This is a genomic window from Ohtaekwangia koreensis, from assembly GCF_900167975.1.
Classification (GTDB): domain Bacteria; phylum Bacteroidota; class Bacteroidia; order Cytophagales; family Cyclobacteriaceae; genus Ohtaekwangia; species Ohtaekwangia koreensis.
In genome coordinates this window covers 380,487-400,452 of sequence record NZ_FUZU01000004.1, presented here as the reverse complement: position 1 = coordinate 400,452, position 19,966 = coordinate 380,487, and the positions used below count along the sequence as shown (strand labels likewise).

Genomic DNA, 19,966 nt, shown 5'->3' with positions numbered 1-19,966 from the left:
CAATCATGAAGTCTGAAAATAAGAATATATTTTATACTAAAGCTGCATCATCCTCTATGAAAAAAGCATTGATCTATAGTCTGCTGCTGATAACAGTGACGGCATGTGACGAAGCTGTCGTGCTCGATCTCGATGAGACAACGCCGAAAATTGTGATTGAAGGACAGGTAACGGATCACACCGGGTATCAATTTGTGAAAGTTTCCAAGTCGTCAGGTTTTTATACTACCGGTAAAACACCACGCATTACTGATGCCACCATCGTAGTGGAAGATGATTTGGGAAATCGTTTTGACTTTGTTCACAACCCGCGCAATCATGCCGATTCAGTAGGCTACTATCTTCCGCAAGTACCTTTTGTTGGTGCCATTGACCGTACCTATACTTTAACCGTGATAGCAGAGGGACAAACTTATACTGCCACTGATAAACTTAATAGTATCACAACCATTGATAAACTGGAATATCGTATTGATGAGGATGAACGTGAAGATCCGGAAGACCCGGGAAGATTTTACGAAGTGCTTTTGTTTGTGAAAGAACCCAAAGAGACACGCGACTATTATCTTTTCAAGACGTATCGTAACGATTCGTTAACATACAATACCGAAACGGATGTATACTATGCCGATGATGAACTGGTAGGAGAGAGCATAGATGGTTTCCCATTGCCGATCTTCTATAATAATAATGACCTGGCGCGTGCCGAAGTATACAGCCTGAGCCGGGAGGCATTCATCTTCTATCGTGACCTTGATAAACTGTTAAACAATGACGGTGGTATGTTTACACAACCTCCGGCTGACCCGCGTACGAATTTATCGAATGGAGCGTTGGGATTGTTCCAGGCGAGTGCAGTGGTAAGCAGTGAGATCCGCGTAGGCGAATGAGTTGATCAGAATTAGGCAACGATAGTTGCTTTTCACAAAAGGGAGTTTCATATTTCATACGGTAAAGTATTCCGGATGAAAATATCACTCCCTTTTTTATTGTTCATAGTATCCATTGCTGTCAATGCCCAGACGCAGACGGTACTTGAAAATAACCCGACAGGTTTGAAATGGTATCAGGTTAACACCCAGCATTTCAAAGTTTTATTTCCAAAGGGCTTTGATGTACAGGCACAGCGCATGGCGAATACGTTAGAGTATATACATGCTGCCGAGGCAAAATCATTGGGCACAGAACCGAGGAAGATTTCGGTTGTTCTGCAAAATCAATCCTCACAGTCCAATGCATTCGTATCCATTCTGCCACGCAGGTCTGAGTTTTATACCATGCCGCCGCAGGACTATAACTTTATCGGCACGAATGATTGGCTCGACCTGCTGGCATCGCACGAGTATCGCCACATTGTACAATATCAGCATGCTACACGTGGCTTTAACAGAGTGTTCTATTACTTGTTCGGCAATCCAACGCTGGCCGGTATGGCACAGATTTCAGCTCCGCAGTGGTTTTGGGAAGGCGATGCTGTAGCCACTGAAACAGCCTTCACGCATAGTGGAAGAGGCAAGATCCCTAACTTTAATCTCATCTTTAAAACGAATATACTCGAAGGCCGCACATTCAATTATCACAAGCAATACCTGCGGTCCTATAAACATAATATACCCAATCACTATGTGCTCGGGTATAACATGGTAAGTTACCTGCGGAGGAAAATGAATGACCCGGAGATCTGGGGAAAGATCACGGCACGTTCGTGGAGTGTTCCCTTTATACCGTTTGCTTTTTCAAATGCGATCAAGAAAGAAACCGGACTATATGTAAAGGATCTTTACAACGAGATGGCTGCTACTTTTAAAAGCGAATGGCAAAAGGAAGTCGATCAGCTCAAGCTTACTTCATTCGAGAAAGTAAATCCACGAACGACATCAGCCTATACCGATTATCTATACCCTCAGGCTCAGGAAGACGGAAGTATACTGGTGATGAAGCAGGGTATTGGCGACATTAATCAATTTGTTCTTTTAAAGGATGGTGAGGAGAAAAAAGTCTTCACCCCCGGATTTATCAACGATGCCGGGATGCTTTCATCGGCCTATACCTCGGTGGTATGGAATGAGTATGGATACAATCCGCGGTGGCGTGTAAAGAATTATTCGCTGATTAAAATTTACGATTACAAATCAAAACAAAAACGTGTGATCGGTGGAAAGCGCCAGCGTTTTGGAAGCGCTGCCCTTTCTCCAAAAGGTGATAAAATTGTTACCGTTCGATCCGATAATGACTATACCAACACGTTAATGGTTCTGGAAATTTTTTCCGGCAGACCGCTAAAAGAATTTCCCAATGCAGCTAATAACTTTTATTCTATGCCGCGTTGGTCAGAAGATGGTTCAAAGATCATTGTACTGAAATCTACGCGACAGGGTAAAACAATTTCAATTGTTGACGCTGAATCCGGAGCGGAGGAAGATATAGTGCCGGTGACACAGGAAAATATAGGACATCCGGTATGGGCAGGTAAGTATATATTTTTTAATTCACCGATCAGCGGCATTGATAATATATACGCGATCAGCCTGGAAACAAAACAGCGGTATCAGGTTACAACCAGTAAATATGGTGCCTACAATCCATCCATTAGTAAAGATGGGAAAACGATATACTATAACGAGCAAGCGAAAGATGGAATGGACGTTGTGAAAATTCCATTCGACCCATCGGCATGGTCCGTCAATAAGGGCAACACGATCGAGGATCATTCTTACCAACACCTGGTAGAGCAGGAGGGGAGACCCGGTATATTTGACAGCATTCCACAAACTGTATTGCCTGTACAACGCTATTCGAAGTTGAAGGGTATGATCAATCCCTATAGCTGGGGGTTTCTTCTGACAAATGATCTTGCGCAAATCACAGCCGCAGTTGCATCGCGTGATATACTGAACACTACCTCTATCACTGCGGGGTATGTATATGATATTAATGAGCGTACCAATATGTGGCAGGCAGGTATTAGTTACCAGGGTTTTTATCCCATCATTAACCTGACAGCACGAACCGGTGACCGTGTCAATGACGAAAAGGCCTTTGGAAACACTGTTGAATTCGAGTGGAATGAGACAACGCTGGAAGGCGGATTAAGCATTCCGTTGGTTCTTACGAAATCAAAATATATACAGCAATTATCGATTGGAAACTCCGTTGGATTAACGCGGGTATCTTCGTTTATCAACACCATCAAACGAAATGGCACGGTAATCTATAAAGGGAAAGACCGTTTTGTACCGCTTAATGATACATTAGACTATATGTATAAAGATCAGCTTCGCGATGGTGATTTTGTATACAATCATTTTACGTTGAGTTACTATCATCTACTTAAAACGAGCTATCGCGATTATTTATACCGCTGGGGTCAATCTCTGAATGTTGATCTATACAATACACCTTTCACCAGCGATTTTACCGGGCGACTGTTGGCGCTACGCGGCACGCTCTATTTTCCGGGTCTGGCAAAACATCATTACCTGTATTCGCGCGTAGCCTATCAGAAAAGTTTACAAGGAATTGAAACCGACATCTATACCTTCAGAAACAGAATACCTAAACCGCGGGGGTATAGCTATCCGAACGATGAAAAGTTTTATACGCTTTCGATGAATTATTCATTTCCGCTGTGGTACCCGGATATAGCACTAGGTCCGATTCTCAACATTCAACGTATCAAACTCAACGCTTTTTATGACTATGGAAAAGGGTATGGAAAGCAGTTTTATTATAACCAGGAGAAAAATGATGTATACTATGGATTGACAGACGACATCTACCAATCCATTGGCGTTGAAACAACTTTTGATTTCAACTTCATGCGTTTTCTTCCCAAGTTTGAATTGGGATTTCGATCTTCCTACCTGAAGGCAAACCGAACTACCGGAAGTGGAGTGGTGTTTGAGATTTTGATAGGGAATATCGGTTTCTGAACTTGAAAATCACCTTTTATACTCTATTTTTGAAAGCTTAATGCGGAAAAAAACGTATTGCAACGGTTTGCAAGGCAGTTATTTCCTATTTGAAATCTAAAAATCTACAATCGACAATGGCAGAAATAATACGCATGCCCAAAATGAGCGATACCATGACCGAGGGCGTGGTAGCAAAGTGGCATAAGAAGGTGGGTGATTCAGTGAAATCCGGCGAGTTAATGGCTGAAATTGAAACTGATAAGGCTACGATGGATTATGAATCTTTTAACACCGGGACGGTATTGTATCTGGGCGTTAACGAAGGGCAGGCAGTGAAAGTGAATGATGTCCTTGCCATTGTAGGAAATAAAGGAGAAGATTATTCAGCATTGTTATCCGGAGCATCCAACGCTGCGGCTACTGGCGGAAAAACGGAAGAACCAAAAGCTGCCGCTGCTGCACCGGCACCAGCACCAAGTGCTGCACCGGCTATAGATACATCGAACATCAAAGCAGAAATCGTATTGATGCCGAAGATGAGCGATACTATGACAGATGGTGTGATTGCTGCATGGCATAAGAAAGTTGGCGACAATGTGAAATCAGGCGAGTTGCTGGCAGAGATCGAAACGGATAAAGCAACGATGGAGTACGAGTCGTACAACACCGGTACATTGCTATATATAGGTGCTGACGCTGGTAAAGCTGTTACCGTAAATGGAGTGCTTGCTATCATTGGTGAGAAAGGCGCCGACTTCCAGACATTATTGAAAGCACATGAAGCAAAAGGCTCAGGCGCAGCTGCTCCTGCAACAGGTACTTCCAAACCTGCTGAAGCAACACCGGCAGCTTCTGCACCGGCTGAAGTTTCGGCTGACCATAGCACGAACGGAAGAATCAAAGCATCTCCGCTCGCGAAAAAATTAGCAAAAGATAAAGGATACGATATCACGAAGATTCAAGGTTCAGGCGAACATGGCCGTGTAACCAAGACCGATGTCGAGAACTATAAACCTGCTGCGGCTGAATCAAAACCTGTTGCGAAAGATGGCGGCAAGACTGCAGCCCCTATAGTGTTACCACAAGTAGTAGGACAAGAAAGCTTCGAAGAAATTCCAGTATCGCAGATGCGTAAAGTCATCGCGAAACGTTTAGCAGAAAGTAAATTCTCTGCGCCACACTTCTACCTCACCATGGAGATCAACATGGACAAGGCCATGGAAGCGCGCAAGAGTATAAATGAGATCAGCCCTGTAAAGATTTCGTTCAACGATATCGTGATCAAGGCAACGGCTGCTGCACTTCGTCAGCATCCTGATGTTAACGTAAGCTGGCTGGGCGATAAGATGCGTAAGAACCATCACATCAACATCGGTGTAGCTGTAGCGGTGAAAGACGGATTATTGGTACCGGTAGTTCGGTTCGCAGATAACAAATCACTTTCTCACATCGCAGTAGAAGTAAAAGATCTGGCTCAAAAGGCGCACGATAAAAAACTTCAGCCATCTGATTGGGAAGGAAGTACCTTTACTATATCCAACCTGGGTATGTTTGGTATAGAAGAATTTACAGCGATCATTAACCCTCCGGATGCTTGTATACTCGCAGTCGGTGGTATTAAAGAAACTGCTGTTGTGAAGAATGGACAACTCGCCGTTGGCAACGTAATGAAAGTTACCTTGTCATGTGATCACCGCGCAGTAGATGGTGCGGTTGGTTCTGCCTTCCTCAAAACGCTGAAAGGCCTCCTCGAAGATCCCGTTAGAATTTTGATTTAATCAAACTATATAAACTCCCTCTCCATCCGAGAGGGAGTTTTGCTTACTATACTTCTCAGTATATATAGCGTTCGAATTATACTTTAGTGGTTCGTTTTTAAACAAGAATTTACAATGGAAAAAATACATGCAACAACCATAATCGCAGTGATACACAATGGACAAGTAGCCATTGGAGGTGATGGTCAGGCAACCATGGGTAACTATATAGCGAAGAGCAATGTGCGCAAAATCCGGAAGTTACAGGATGGTAAAGTGTTGGCAGGATTTGCCGGCTCTACGGCCGATGCCTTTACGCTGATCGAACGCTTCGAAGAAAAACTGAACAGCTATGGTGGCAACATGAAACGTGCAGCCATCGAGTTGGCGAAAGACTGGCGCATGGATCGTTTTCTTCGCAGACTTGAAGCCATGCTGATCACTGTGAACAAAGAGGAAATTTTAGTACTCTCCGGAACAGGCGATGTTCTTGAACCTGATCAACAAGTTGCTGCGATTGGTTCAGGATCGATGTATGCGCAATCCGCTGCTCTTGCCTTGAAGCGTCATGCTCCGCATTTAACAGCAGAAGAGATTGTACGCGAAAGCCTCAACATCGCTGCGGATATCTGTATATATACCAATCACAATCTTGTTATAGAGAAACTTTAGGAAGAACGTTTTTCTCCTTCCTCTTCGATCTCCTCCACTACAATATCCGCTGTTGTTTCTGGAATCTTCTTTTCATGATGATTACTGCTGGTATCTTCCAGCAGAATCACGAAAGGCTTGAGACGATTTGTATGCGAGAGTAAGATTTTTAAAAGTCCTATACCCGGAACGGCCAGGATCATGCCCGCAATGCCGAGTAATTTTCCTCCGATGAGTAAGGCAATGATCGCTGCGAGCGCATTGATACTTACTTTGGATCCGGTAATGCGTGGTGTGATAAAATTACCTTCGAGAAACTGTACCACCGAAAAGACGATGACAACGCCAATGGTATACCAGATACTATCTTTGGTGATGAGTGCCATAATAATTGGAAACATTGCGCCAATGATAATTCCTACATAAGGTATAATAGTAAGAACACCGGAGAGTATACCAAAAAAGATCGCGTGTTCAATGCCGAGCGCTAACAAACCGATAGTGTTTAGGGCAGCAATAATGAGTGTTACCAGGAAGAGTCCTGAAATATACCCTTGAATGATACGCTCAACATCTTTCTTCCAGATCAACTCTTCACTCTTCAATAAGCTTAGAAAAAACAGATTGAACTTGTCGCGGTAAATCAGGAACAGGAATATATAGATTGGAATTTGTACCATCGTAGAAATCGTATTGGTGGTGGAAATTAATATACCACCGAGGTATGCGCTGATACTTCGCATCATCTCACCCACCAGGTTTTTTTGTTCTGCTGTGCTTACTCCAAAGTCACGTCTTAGCGTGCGACTCATTTGATCCACCCACGATTCAAATTTAGCTTCCAGGTTGGGGAGGTCGTTTACTAATCCAACCACCTGGTCCACGATCAGCCAGATGAACAATCCAAGTATAATGATTGTAGTAAACAACACGATCGTAATGGCAAGCGCTGCTCCAACTTTGCGTTCCTCCAGTTTTTTAACAACCGGTAACATCACGATGGAAAGTATACCCGCAAAAGCAAAGGGTATAACTATATCCTGGGCAAGGATTGTTGCCGTAATGGTAAGCGCGATAACAACGAACAGTTTATAAGTATAGTCAAGCCTGTCGAAAGGCTTTTTTGTCAGATCTGGCATGCATTAAAATTACGCATTCTCGATAGCCTTCAAAATGGTGGCGCACGATTCTTTAATTTCCTGTTCTGTAATAGTAAGTGGAGGGGCTATGCGGAAGCTATACGGATGAGAAAGGAACCAATATGTTATTATACCCAGTTCCTTTGCGTTCATTACAATCTGGTTTACGCGGTCTGCCGAATCAAAATCAATCGCAAACATTAAACCTATTCGTCTTACTTCTTTAATATGCGGATGCTTTAATAACTCTTCAAAGAGTTTTCCCTTGGCTTCAACTTGTTCCAACAGGTTTTCTTCTTCAATCACTTCCAGCGTGGCAAGTGCTGACGCACAGCATACCGGATTTCCGCCAAAGGTTGTGATATGACCAAGCATCGGATCGTGTGTAAGCGACTGCATGATCTTTTTACTGGATATAAAAGAGCCGATAGGAAGTCCACCGCCAAAGGCTTTCGCGATTGTGAGTATATCCGGTGCTATACCAAAATGTTCAAAGGCGAAGAGTTTTCCGGTACGACCCATGCCGCATTGTATTTCATCGAAGATCAACAACGCACCGGTTTCATCACAACGCTTTCGCAAGGCTTTCATATAGCCTTGAGAGGGAACGCGCACACCTGCATCGCCCTGGATCGTTTCTACGATCACACACGCCGTGGCATAAGTAATCTTCTCAAGATCGTGCGCCACATTGAAGTCTATAAACTTTACATCCGGGAGTAGTGGACGGAATGCTTGCTTCTTTACTTCATTACCAGATACACTCATGGAGCCATGTGTACTGCCATGATATGATTTCCGAAACGAAACGATCTCTGTTCGTCTGGTATATCGCTTTGCTAATTTAAGCGCCCCTTCGTTGGCTTCTGTTCCCGAGTTTACGAAGTAACAACAGTCAAGGTGTGGAGGTAGGAGTGATGTTATTTTTTTTGCCAGCAGGTTGGGAGCGGATTGAATAAACTCCCCGTATACCATCACATGTAAATGTTTGTCCACTTGTTCCTTGATGGCCTTGACAACTTTTGGATGGCGATGACCAATGTTACTGACTCCTATACCGGAGATCAGGTCGGTATACCGCTTTCCATCGGGAGCATACAGGTATATTCCTTCCGCGCGTTCAATGGTAATGAGGTAAGGCGAATCGGTTGTCTGCGCAATGTTGTTGAGAAAAATATCCGTGTTGAACTCCATGCGGTAAAGATAAGCATGAACGGAAATACAGAAACTGCGAACGAAAGGTATATAAAAACAAAAACCCCGTTGACCGGGGATTTTGCTGAAACTAAATTAACCGTTTAAAAAGTTGGTTTTAATCTTGCGTTTAAAAAATGGTTTTCCACAAAGCAATCAATAACGGAGAGGCTACTGCTAGGCAGCGTTCACCGTTATAGATATTATCATCCCGATCAGGATCGCACCAATCAACACTAATACTTGTTTGAGCCTGGAAGATACCCGGGCATTTGTTACGTCTCTGTAGTCAAGATTCTTCATGTACGGCATGGCTAAAGGAGTTTGATGTTTCAAAATTCGTCAAAATCATGGCCCCATTTCAACCTAAAGAAAGCTGAAACCATACATTTGTAGTTTTACCATAAAGGATTGGAAATGTAGCCTTTAGCAATAGCTGGCTCAAGCCTTATTTATCTTGCTTCATCTGGTGGCTATCCACAAGCGCTATAAAATCTTTGATTACTTCGTTTGGAACCGTAACGGATAAATGATATTGCTCTATTTTCCAGCCAGCGCTCGTTTTTCGAAGTATTCCTGATCCGCGGCACGTACCCATCCAGGTTGTTAAAAGTTCTGAAAACCATGCAAAATCTCCGGAAGATGTTACATGCAGGTCACGATCGTAAGGTTTAAAGTCCCAGGCTTTGCCCTTATCAAAGTGTGGTTTAGCGAACGAAATGAACTCTTGTTTCGTCCAGCGCTCGGTTGCATCGGTACCTATATAGATACTATTCTCGGCCATGCTTCCGAAAAAGGAATCGAAATTAGCGGTAGCCGCAGCCTTGTGCCAGTCATCAATTAACTTGTTGATCTCTTTTTGTTGGGCCTGAAGGGTGGCAGGAGCTATAGCAATTAGCAGGAGGATGGCAAAGTGTATTGTTCTCATGATGCTGTTAAAAATTTAATGGGTTGTGATTCGGGGATTTGATTTACGTTCACACTGTTCAAAGATGGTAAAGTTAAGATAAACGTAGTTCCTTTGCATAACTCCGATTCAACAGCAATAGTACCCCGCAGCATCTTTACAGATTCACGTACCAGGAACAACCCGATCCCTGAGCCCTTCGCATAATCACTGGCTCTATAAAACATATCGAAGATCTTATAGATGTGCTCATCAGCGATACCAATACCGTTGTCTTCTATTTTAATGACCGCGAAATTTTTATCCTGCGTAGTCTCGATCGAAATGAAAGGTTTCTCTTTTTCAAAATCCGCGTAGCGAATAGCATTGGAGATCAGGTTCTTTAAAATTATTTCGAGACGTGTTTTATCAGTATAAAATTCACCTGAGCCGATCTGGATATTCTTTATGATCAGATCCGCCTGTGGAATAAATTGAAAGCTTTGAAATATATCGCTCACTATAGACTGAAGATTTATTTTTTCAGTCTTGATGTGCTGCCGTTTGTTCTTCGCGTAGTCGGTAATATCGCGGATAAACCCTTCCATCTTTTCAATGCTGGTTTGCATGCGCAGAAAGTAATGATCGTGTTCAGGTACATTCATTTCCCGTTTGGCCAGATGCACAAGACCGGCCATGGATGCAAGCGGTGATTTTAAGTCGTGAGCAGAGCTATAGATGAACCGGTCGAGTTCTTCATTCAGCTTTTGCAATTCTGCATTTCGTTTTTCAAGCAATTGTGATTTACGCTGAATCTCATCGAACTGTGTTTTTAATTTTCGCGTAAGCTTGATATAGGCACTTGAGAGATTATGGATCTCGTTCGTGACGGATGCATCTTTCAACTCCTCTTCATTCAAACCTTGCGTTACCATGAACTTACCGATAGAGTTACTTAATCTTTTGATCGGTCGTGTAAGGCGAAGGGCTGTAACATAGGTAAGTATAAATGAGATTACGATAGCACTCACGCCAATACCAATATAGGTGAGGAGGCTCTGACGGATAATTCCATCCGCGCGTTCATCGGAAAGATCTACCAACGAAGTAAGTTGTGCTGACAGATCGTTGGTACGTTTATTCAAGTCGCCCAGTAGCCCTTGCGTTGGCACAAGGCCGATGTCTTCATCGAGTTCTGCCAGTTGATTGAAGTTCTCCTTATACGATCGAAGCAAGTGTACTACGAAGCTATGTTCGGAATTCAGTTTTCGGATGAGAGAATCCGCGAGCGTATTGAATTTTGTTTTATAGGGCTTTTCTTTCCGGAGAAAGTAATCTTTCTCGTGCCTGCGAAGCGTCAGGATTTCGATCATGCTTACTTCGTTGGAGTGCTCTTCGAGCTCATGTGCAAATTTCCGCATACGCCCTTCTATACCGTAGTCTTTAAATCCCCGGTAGGTAATCTTCTCTTTGATTTTGAAGAACGTAGCGTTATAGGCTTTGAGGGTTTGATTAATCGTATCGAAGTTCTTACGAACACCCAGATTATAGTCGAACATGATGTTGTTCAGCAGAATTGCTTCATGCAAAATGATAGTATATAAACTATCGCGCTTGACGAGGATGGTACTTTGATTCGTCTTGTAAAATTCCTGGTTGATAATTTCAAAGCGTAGAAAATCAAGATCGAGCTTTAGCAAGCGCTCAATCTGGATGCGTTCGTCTTCAATACGCTTTGTTAATTCATATATATTTTTGGTTCTCGAGATGAAATGATAGGAGAGTGCCGAGATGATAATGACGTTGACCGCCAGTATGCTGAAGGAAAGGAATAATCGCTTTCCGATGGTATTGATGTTCCAGAACATTCGTAGTCAGGGCACAAAGCTAACCGTGCCTTGATTGGTTCTGCCAAAAAGGATGTTAAGGAAATATGAATTTTAGTGCAGGTATACTTCTGGATCTACCGAAAAGTATTGCGTACAGACTATATCTCTGCTTCGTGAAGTTTAAGGAAGTCCATAACTTCTTGCCGTACATTTCGAGCAACTCCCTCATCATAAGCCTCCGTGGCGATGGATTTAAACAAGTCGCTTACAATAGATGCCTGGAAGCCGAGTTGCTCTGCGTAGCTCGTTGCTACTTCGAGTTCAACATCTTCCACAACAGCATCCAGGTAAATCATATATACCAGGTGATAGATAGCTTCGAGTTTTTCAATTTTATCAGCTGGGTTGGTGAATTGTAAATGTGTGAGGTCAACGTTTGCTTTTGCCAGGTCTTCCGGACTCAGGCGTAATTGAAATCCCCATTTCAGCAGGCACCGCAGAAAACGGCTATCAATCTTTGATTGCCCCAAAAACAAAGCGAGAATATTGAAATAACTATTTTTAACGGAGAGGAGGTGTTCTTGATTCAATTGAGTGTTCATATTCGGGGTCTTTAAAGTTCTAACACAAAGTCTTATTAACGCTGTAAAAGGTATAGTCGTATCTACAAAAATACGGATAATTTATTGAATCATACCGAGTCAATACTACCCCGGCAATTTTCAGATTTCCCGTCAGCGGCAATACTTCCGCGTGAGTTCCTCGGTGTTAAGTATGCCTAGCTGTTTAGCCTTTTTCAGATCGCTGCATACATTCTCGAGTGTTCGTCCTTCAATGTGAGCCATGGCGCGAAGTATATATGGCTCACCTCGTTCGGGGCGTAAATACATACTCCATGTACAATCGTTTAAAACATCTTCATAATGTTTCAATTGTAGATTGGTTCGTGCCCGGGCTTCAAATATTTCATAGTAAATATCCGGAGCATCCATCGGGTCCATCACAATCATAAACGCCTCGCCATAAATTTCGCTGAGATTCTGTTTGAATAGTTTTTTTCCAAGATTGAAATATTGAAGCGCTTCTTCGGGCTGATCAAGTTTTTCAAGATTGATCATGCCGATGCGATAAAGCAACTGAAGATTATCGGGCTGCTGGTTGTGAAGATGCTTGAGGGCAGTAAGTGCCTCCTGGAAATTGCCAAGATAGTATTGACACAGCGCAAGTTTTTCCAGGGTTTCAAACCGCACCGGGTCTTCATGTTTTTTCAATACGAGATAATGTGCAACTGCATCTGCAAACCGAAGGCTCTTGAATTCCTGATCGGCCATAGTATGCAGGGCGTCAATCAAACTATCATGAGCATAGATAAACCGGAGCTCCAGCGGATCTTCCTGTTTAAGAGAAAGCACCATCGAAAATGCTTCATTGAATTTACCAGTGCCGAACAATGCATTTACTTGTTCTAATGCCTGACTGTTCGCCTGCCACTTTGCCAAACGTTGCTGCTCTACAAAATAATACGTAGTGTGAATAACAGCGAAGCAGAATCCGGCAATGACTATAAAGACCAGGAAAGCAAGACCCTGAATTCTGAAATACTCCTTATCTATTCTATAGTATTTCTGCTGTGCGTATTGCCACTTCCAGTATTTGCGTTTATTGATTTCATGCTGAGGATCGAAAACCGTATCGACTATATCTGCGACTATACTCGGATTCATTTGCAGATCGTAACGGGATTTTTTCAGTGGATCAGAGAGTACATGGTATGCCTCGTTGATGAGCTTGAACATTTCTTCCGCTTCCCGGTCTCCGGCATTACGGTCGGGGTGGTATTGCATGGCCAGCCTTTTATAGGCGGCACGCAACGTTGTTGAATTATCAGAAGGAGTGATGCCGAGTATTTTGTAATAATCCTCCATGGCGTGGCATTTATATTCCTTTAATGAATAGAAACGTATTCAGGATCGTTTTTCTTCTGAGAAGGCCGTATTTATTCTACAATTTTCCGATTTTCTGTCGTATAGGGATATAAAAACAGTGCCATGGGCTATAAAAGAAAAAACCCGAAGGTCTCCCCACGGGTTTTGATGATCTATAGTTTGAAATTAAACTTTCGCCAATTCCTGAACGAGGTCAATCAATTTGTTTGAATATCCCCATTCGTTATCATACCATGATACTACTTTCACGAAATTATCATTCAAAGCGATACCAGCTTTAGCATCGAAGATTGATGTACGTGAATCTCCAAGGAAATCCTGAGAAACAACATCATCTTCAGTATAGCCAAGTATACCTTTCAACTCACCTTCAGAAGCTGTTTTCATCGCAGTTTTGATTTGCTCGTACGATGCAGGCTTCGCCAAACGTACGGTAAGATCTACTACCGATACATCTGCTACTGGTACGCGGAAAGACATACCGGTAAGTTTTCCTTTCAGTTCTGGAATTACAAGCGCTACTGCTTTCGCTGCACCTGTAGAGGAAGGGATGATGTTCTGGTATGCACCACGACCACCTCTCCAATCTTTTGCTGAAGGACTGTCAACTGTTTTTTGTGTTGCTGTTACAGCGTGAACAGTGCTCATCAAACCTTCTGCTATACCGAAGTTGTCATTCAGTACTTTTGCTAATGGAGCAAGGCAGTTTGTAGTACAAGAAGCGTTCGATACAATAGTATGTTCTGCTGTAAGTTTCTTGTGGTTAACACCCATTACAAACGTTGGCGTGTCATCTTTAGCGGGAGCAGAGAACACAACTTTTTTAGCGCCTGCAGCAATGTGCTTCTGGCCATCTGCCTGTGTGAGGAACAAACCTGTAGATTCAATTATAATCTCAGCGCCTACCTCAGACCATTTTAAATTAGCAGGATCTTTTTCGGCTGTTACACGGATTTTTTTTCCGTTCACAATCAGGTTGCCGTCTTTTGCTTCAACAGTGCCATCAAACTTTCCATGCGTAGAATCATACTTTAGCATATATGCCATGTACTCAGGATCTACAAGATCGTTGATCCCGACAATCTCGATATCTTTACGATTGATAGCAGCTCTGAAAGCCAGGCGACCGATACGGCCGAAACCGTTAATACCTACTTTAGTCATTGTTGTATTTGTTTGGTTAAAAATTCGGAAGCCAAAAATAAAGTACCCTGCGACTAAAACCAATGAAATAAAATTGTGTTTTAAAAAAAAATTAGCGCACCGGTTTGCAAATCCACAACACAACTCTATCTTTGCACACCTTTTGAGAGAAACACTAAAAGGAAACACACTCACACAAGCCCTACCATTCATTATGGTCCGTTCGTCTAGGGGTTAGGACACCAGATTTTCATTCTGGTAACACGGGTTCGATTCCCGTACGGACTACTTCGAAAGTAACCGCGTTTCTGTTGATACGCGGTTTTTTATTTTGTAGTCTGTACAACTCACCTATACAAAACCTTGTGCTATATTTCTCGCACAGTCTTTATTTATCTTCTATTATATAGTTATAATAATTATTCTACTCTATTAACAGAGTCGTGCTACAAAACATTTCATATCTGAATATATTATTTTTTAAGTAGCAATTTGCCTATACTGATTTTAGTACTACCATCGTCATCCAACCAACATCGACACCATTAACATTAACAGGATAGCCAATACTGTTACTTTCATTTGGTTCTTGTTTAAGGGTTATAAGTTCAGGTGAGATTCTCTACATCTTCGCTTTGAAGTTTTCTTTGCAGCGATTCAAGTTCGAGCTTCCTATATTTATAGATGTTATGTTCCCAGCGGCTTGCATAATATACCAGAATAAAAAGCAGCAATGTCCCGATGATGATCCCTATAGATTTACCTCCGTTTAAGACACCCAGCGCAGTAAGTATAGCAACGGGAAGCATATTCCAGCGCATCAGTAAAGAGAGCCGAACCTGGTAAGTGGCTACTGAAATTGTGTACTGAAGATCTCCCTGCATCGAGCGATCGAACTGATGGCTCTGTCTTAATCTTCTAAGCCGACTGATTACTATATATACCGCAGTACCTAACATCCAAAGCGATGTTAAATACATCAGTATATTTCCTTTCTGCATGGACGAGCTCAGAATGGCGATGAAAATTCCGGAAGCAAGGTTCACCACGATCAGTAGTAACTCCGTTATATTCGTGATGTGGTTGGTCTTTTTCTTTTTACGCGCAATAAGATTGCCCAGAGCCGTTTCGTCAATGGTATATAGCAGTCTGCTGTTTTGAGTATCCCAAATTTTTTTCATATCGTCAAATTCCATGGAGATTGTTTTTTTTGTGATTGAGAGATTAGATGTTTTTTAATACGATTGATTTTTACACCTACATTTGATTCCGATATACCAAGCATACCAGCGATTTCTTTATAGCTGAAACCATCAAGCATCAGGAGTGTAACAGACCTGTCAATTTCATCTAGTGTACGAATCTCTTCATACAACCAGACAAGTCGCTCGTCTATTGGTATATCACTTGCATGGATGATATTTTGCAGCGCATCGTCCAGCGACTCAGGCTTATACTGTCTGCGTTCTTTTCGTGCCCATTTGATAGCAGTATTAAGCGATATCCTATATAACCACGTGGAGGGTGATGACTCGTTCCTGAATACCGGAATGGAATTCCAGACCTGGATAATGACCTCCTGGAAAAGATCGTCCTGGTCCATTGCTGTAACCGCATAAGCACGCACCACTTTAAAAATTAGCGCTTTATACCGGTTAAGCCATTCTTCAAGAATACGTTTTTGTTCCTCTTCCCGCACAGCTAAAGTTATTTACTCCATTAGTACCATGAAAGGAGTAAAAACTTACAATTCCTGGAATTAATTTTTTGATGATGGGAGTCACAGTATATCCAGACAACAGACTTTGTCTCTATATGGAGAAGTATACATTGATAATGATACTCAGCGAATTTTTTGAGAATCAAATAAAAAATGAAGTCTATTGATTTAATAGATTATATCGTTATGTTTGTTTCACAATCAATTGCCACCAAGTTGATTTTACTAAGAAGAAGGGAGAGAATAGGCTCGATGAACTTCTGGCAACCTGTTTCCACCGACAAGGTGCTTGTCCTGCATCAATCTGATAAAGCATAGTATCGTATTGCATATTGAAATTAATACAGGATGGAAGAGGCTATCGCATTCTTTGTTCGTCTCCTATTGACTTTTGTACGAGCATTCTATAGCACCAATCATTTCTGTTGTCGCTGATTATATCAGCTGTTCAGTATGTACTATATATTGATACGGACTGAGGATCCAATATAGCCATGTTGAGAAATCAATGCTATAGCGATGATATCAATTTTTAATATATATCAAGCACTATAAAGAACTATGAAAAATAGAATTAGCTGGATGGCAAGTGTAATACTGTTTGCAGTTTCGTCCTATACGCTTCCGGATGCGTACGCACAAAAATCAAAAGGACAAAAACCTAACATTATCCTGATCATGGCCGATGATATGGGATACTCGGATATAGGATCATACGGAGGAGAAATCAATACACCGAACCTCGACCGGCTGGCAACAGAAGGACTTCGCTTCAAAGAATTTTATAACAACTCTATATGTGCTCCTACACGAGCTTCATTGATCACCGGACAATATCCACACCGCGCGGGCTTAGGTTATTTTGACGTAGACCTGGGCTTGCCAGCGTACCAGGGATTTTTAAACAAGCAGTCGCTTACGTTTGGAGAAGTTTTACGTGGTGCCGGATATAGTACATTACTCTCTGGTAAGTGGCATGTTGGGAAAGATAGTCTCTCGTGGCCGAACCAGCGTGGCTTCGATCAATTTTATGGTGTACTGGGAGGAGGAGCAAACTATTTTAATGACTACCCGATGCCATTGGGTGGGAGAGATTATCCGGTTGTATTACTGGAGAATAACAAAAAGCTAAAACCTAAACCGGATAGTTATTACTTCACGGATGAGATCACCAATCACGCAGTAAATTTTTTGGATGAGCAGGACAAATCCGGAAAGCCATTCTTCCTATATCTAGCCTATACCGCCCCACACTGGCCGTTGCATGCTTTACCCGAAGATATAGCAAAGTATAAAGGTAAATTTGATCAGGGTTGGGATGAGCTTCGAAAGCAGCGACATGCCCGTCAAATACAATTAGGCATTGTTCCTGCGGATTCAAAAATAGCGCAGCGTGATGATATTCCTGCGTGGGAGAATCTTACCTATGACGAACAGAAACTATGGGCATCCAGAATGGAAGTATATGCGGCCATGATTGATCGCATGGATCAAGGTATAGGGAAAATATTAAGCACCCTGAAGGCACTGAAAAAGGATGACAATACGCTTATCATTTTCATCTCTGATAATGGAGCAGAAGGAGGTACTTATACATTAGGAGCCAGAGGCAAGCGGTATAACTCAGGCCCGGTTGGTACATCTGGCTCTTTTGACTATGTATATAAAAACTGGGCACAAGTTTCAAATACACCTTTCCGGTCTTATAAAAACAATATGCACGAAGGTGGTATATCTTCACCTTTCATTGCATGGTATCCCAAGAAGATTAAAGGCAACACCATTGTAAAAGGTACCGGACATTTAATAGACCTTGCGCCAACTTTTTATGATATAGCGCAGGCAAAATATCCATCCAGTTTTCAGGGTACAACAACGCATAACCTGGTCGGCAAAAGTTTACTTCCCGTGTTGACTGGTGTCACAACGGAAGTAAACAGAAGCGAACCTATATTCTGGGAACGTGCCGGCAACAGAGCGGTGCGAAAAGGTAAATGGAAGCTTGTATCTGATTATGAAAAGAACAAGTGGGAGTTATATGATCTTGAAAAAGACCGCGGAGAGACAACAGATCTTGCCGATCAAAACCCGCAGGTAGTACGTGAGCTTTCTTTCGATTACCAACAGTGGGCTGTACGTACAGGAGTAGTTGATTATGAAACGATCAAACCCAAGGATGCAATTGGTCCGGTGAATGAAAAGAAGAAGGGAGACGGCAAGTAAGCACTAAGAAGCAGTACTGGAAGATTGAAGAAGATATACTGGTCTATGAGGATTCGTATATCTTTTTTATATACATATAATAGTCGTTTTATTTATAATGTATGAATGGAATCAAAGCCGGGAAATCTGATCTTTTATTTAGGGTATAGTTGATGGATTACCTTTATAAAGCATCCGGAATTAACGACAAAAAGACCTCGTCAGTTCATTTTAATCCTAATCGCTGTCTTATGAAACGCTCTGTCATTTCGGCTTCATTGTTTGTTATGGTTATTTTTTTGTCGGGTTTTACGACTGTCAATTATAGGGGAGAAGAAGAATCAGAAATTATCGGAGTCTGGGTTCGCACAAGTGATAAGCTGATGATCCAGGTTTCGAGCGAGAATGAGACACAGCTACACTCCTTCATTGTGAAAGAAGGAAATGAAAAGTTCCCATGCGAAGTAACGCACTTGCCAATTTATAAAGACATTGTTAAGATAAGTAAAAAATTATGGCGGTGTAATTTCCTGGTCGTAACGATGGGGAGTTGTGCAACCAATTATGAAGAAGGCATCATTCAGATTCTTAAGAATGGTGATATGGAAATTACTTGCGTAGGATTTGAAAAGAAGGTATATACAAAACTCAAACCTCGCTACGATGATTGATTTATAGCATTAATCTATCAATGACGACAAAAGCGCTTCACATGTACATGTGAAGCGCTTTGTTTTAAGAGTATATTTCAGTGGAGATTTTTGCCTGATCTACCTGCAGCTTCAGGAGCTTGAGTATTACAGCAACGACTGGCCTGATTATTTTGCAATCACTTTGATATATTTATACTCACTTAAAAGGTAGAGAAGATATGGAGGAAATAACAATACGGAAAGCCACACTTGAAGATCTGGATGTATTGCTTCGGTTCGAGCAAGGTGTTATTGAGGCAGAGCGCCCGTTCGACAGTACTATAAAAAATGATCCGGTTCGTTATTACGATATTCAAGCAATGATTCAAGCATCGCATGTTCAGTTGGTGGTGGCAGAGATAAACCATATTGTTGTTGGTTGTGGCTATGCAAGAATTGAGAACGCGAGACCATTTTTAAAACATGCGCTTCATGCTTACCTGGGTTTTATGTATGTCGAACCTCTTTATAGGGGAAAAGGTGTTAATAGTAAAATTATAGAGACGTTAAAGCAGTGGGCGATTACAAGGAATATAACTGAAATGAGCCTGGAAGTTTACTATGGCAATGAGTCCGCTATACGTGCTTACGAGAAAATCGGGTTCATCAGGCACATGATCGCCATGCGAATGGGACTTAGTGACCACTAAGTATACCTTGTTAAGTAGTAGATAAAAACTTGCTGTTGCACGTGGTATCGAAAAGCATTTATACTTAGTCTCCCGACAATGATTATGGATCAAAGTCACGTTTTTAAACAAATGTTTAAATCGCGATTTTATTAGAAAAATGCGCCCCCGGTTTTTACCGGTCATCACCAGATCAAACGATTTCAAAATGTGCGATGAACTCAATCCCTGCTTATGTCGTACACTTGCCAAATAACCGAATGA

At 42.0% G+C, this 19,966-nt stretch carries 17 protein-coding genes, 1 tRNA gene and 1 riboswitch; of the genes, 8 read left to right on the top strand and 10 right to left on the bottom strand.

Annotation, left to right across the window (positions count from 1 at the left end; all coding sequences use genetic code 11):
* Positions 1-5 precede the first annotated feature (5 nt).
* The 4 genes from B5Y40_RS24975 (at position 6) to hslV (ending at position 6,343) form a co-directional block, all read left to right on the top strand.
* Positions 6-890 (top strand): DUF4249 domain-containing protein, encoded by an 885-nt coding sequence (locus B5Y40_RS24975; protein ID WP_079689590.1) that lies wholly within the window; start codon positions 6-8, stop codon positions 888-890.
* Positions 891-965: 75 nt separating this feature from the next.
* Positions 966-3,932, top strand: coding sequence for a PD40 domain-containing protein (locus B5Y40_RS24970; RefSeq protein ID WP_079689589.1), 2,967 nt, complete (start codon positions 966-968; stop codon positions 3,930-3,932).
* 116 nt (positions 3,933-4,048) lie between these two features.
* Complete coding sequence (locus tag B5Y40_RS24965; RefSeq protein ID WP_079689588.1) at positions 4,049-5,692, top strand: pyruvate dehydrogenase complex dihydrolipoamide acetyltransferase; 1,644 nt, start codon at positions 4,049-4,051, stop codon at positions 5,690-5,692.
* A 114-nt stretch (positions 5,693-5,806) separates the two neighbouring features.
* The gene (gene hslV, locus B5Y40_RS24960) at positions 5,807-6,343 is read left to right on the top strand and encodes an ATP-dependent protease subunit HslV (RefSeq protein WP_079689587.1); all 537 of its coding nucleotides are present in this window, start codon (positions 5,807-5,809) and stop codon (positions 6,341-6,343) included.
* Here hslV and B5Y40_RS24955 read toward each other — a convergent pair.
* From B5Y40_RS24955 to gap, 8 genes are all read right to left on the bottom strand, one after another.
* Positions 6,340-7,461 carry an AI-2E family transporter gene (locus B5Y40_RS24955; RefSeq protein ID WP_079689586.1) on the bottom strand — a complete coding sequence of 374 codons (1,122 nt, stop codon included), beginning with the start codon at positions 7,459-7,461 and terminating at the stop codon, positions 6,340-6,342. The two genes, hslV and B5Y40_RS24955, sit on opposite strands and share 4 nt — an antisense overlap.
* 9 nt (positions 7,462-7,470) lie before the next feature.
* Positions 7,471-8,655, bottom strand: a complete 1,185-nt coding sequence (locus B5Y40_RS24950; RefSeq protein WP_079689585.1) for an aspartate aminotransferase family protein — start codon at positions 8,653-8,655, stop codon at positions 7,471-7,473.
* Between the two features lie 177 nt (positions 8,656-8,832).
* Entirely contained in the window at positions 8,833-8,967 is a 135-nt protein-coding gene (locus B5Y40_RS30040) for a hypothetical protein (RefSeq protein WP_262497190.1), read from the bottom strand.
* 136 nt (positions 8,968-9,103) lie between these two features.
* Positions 9,104-9,583 (bottom strand): nuclear transport factor 2 family protein, encoded by a 480-nt coding sequence (locus B5Y40_RS24945; RefSeq protein WP_079689584.1) that lies wholly within the window; start codon positions 9,581-9,583, stop codon positions 9,104-9,106.
* The gene (locus B5Y40_RS24940) at positions 9,580-11,409 is read right to left on the bottom strand and encodes a sensor histidine kinase (protein WP_079689583.1); all 1,830 of its coding nucleotides are present in this window, start codon (positions 11,407-11,409) and stop codon (positions 9,580-9,582) included. The genes B5Y40_RS24945 and B5Y40_RS24940 overlap by 4 nt, the downstream gene beginning before the upstream one ends.
* Before the next feature lie 119 nt (positions 11,410-11,528).
* On the bottom strand, positions 11,529-11,972 hold the full coding sequence (locus B5Y40_RS24935) for a hypothetical protein (RefSeq protein ID WP_079689582.1): 444 nt from the start codon (positions 11,970-11,972) through the stop codon (positions 11,529-11,531).
* A 132-nt stretch (positions 11,973-12,104) separates the two neighbouring features.
* Positions 12,105-13,295, bottom strand: coding sequence for a tetratricopeptide repeat protein (locus B5Y40_RS29725; RefSeq protein ID WP_079689581.1), 1,191 nt, complete (start codon positions 13,293-13,295; stop codon positions 12,105-12,107).
* 186 nt (positions 13,296-13,481) lie between these two features.
* Positions 13,482-14,480, bottom strand: a complete 999-nt coding sequence (gene gap, locus B5Y40_RS24925; RefSeq protein WP_079689580.1) for a type I glyceraldehyde-3-phosphate dehydrogenase — start codon at positions 14,478-14,480, stop codon at positions 13,482-13,484.
* 195 nt (positions 14,481-14,675) lie between these two features.
* Here gap and B5Y40_RS24920 point away from each other — a divergent pair.
* Positions 14,676-14,747, top strand: a tRNA-Glu gene (locus B5Y40_RS24920).
* Positions 14,748-15,067: 320 nt separating this feature from the next.
* On the opposite strand, the gene B5Y40_RS24915 is transcribed toward B5Y40_RS24920, so the two are convergent.
* Entirely contained in the window at positions 15,068-15,640 is a 573-nt protein-coding gene (locus B5Y40_RS24915) for a hypothetical protein (RefSeq protein WP_079689579.1), read from the bottom strand.
* On the bottom strand, positions 15,637-16,158 hold the full coding sequence (locus B5Y40_RS24910; protein WP_079689578.1) for an RNA polymerase sigma factor: 522 nt from the start codon (positions 16,156-16,158) through the stop codon (positions 15,637-15,639). The genes B5Y40_RS24915 and B5Y40_RS24910 overlap by 4 nt, the downstream gene beginning before the upstream one ends.
* Positions 16,159-16,398: 240 nt before the next feature.
* Positions 16,399-16,500, top strand: a riboswitch (SAM riboswitch).
* Between the two features lie 240 nt (positions 16,501-16,740).
* On the opposite strand from B5Y40_RS24910, the gene B5Y40_RS24905 reads away from it, so the two are divergent.
* From B5Y40_RS24905 to B5Y40_RS24895, 3 genes are all read left to right on the top strand, one after another.
* Positions 16,741-18,402 carry an arylsulfatase gene (locus B5Y40_RS24905; RefSeq protein WP_079689577.1) on the top strand — a complete coding sequence of 554 codons (1,662 nt, stop codon included), beginning with the start codon at positions 16,741-16,743 and terminating at the stop codon, positions 18,400-18,402.
* A gap of 230 nt (positions 18,403-18,632) precedes the next feature.
* Positions 18,633-19,052, top strand: coding sequence for a hypothetical protein (locus tag B5Y40_RS24900; protein WP_143785936.1), 420 nt, complete (start codon positions 18,633-18,635; stop codon positions 19,050-19,052).
* Between the two features lie 200 nt (positions 19,053-19,252).
* On the top strand, positions 19,253-19,723 hold the full coding sequence (locus tag B5Y40_RS24895; RefSeq protein ID WP_079689575.1) for a GNAT family N-acetyltransferase: 471 nt from the start codon (positions 19,253-19,255) through the stop codon (positions 19,721-19,723).
* Positions 19,724-19,966 lie beyond the last annotated feature (243 nt).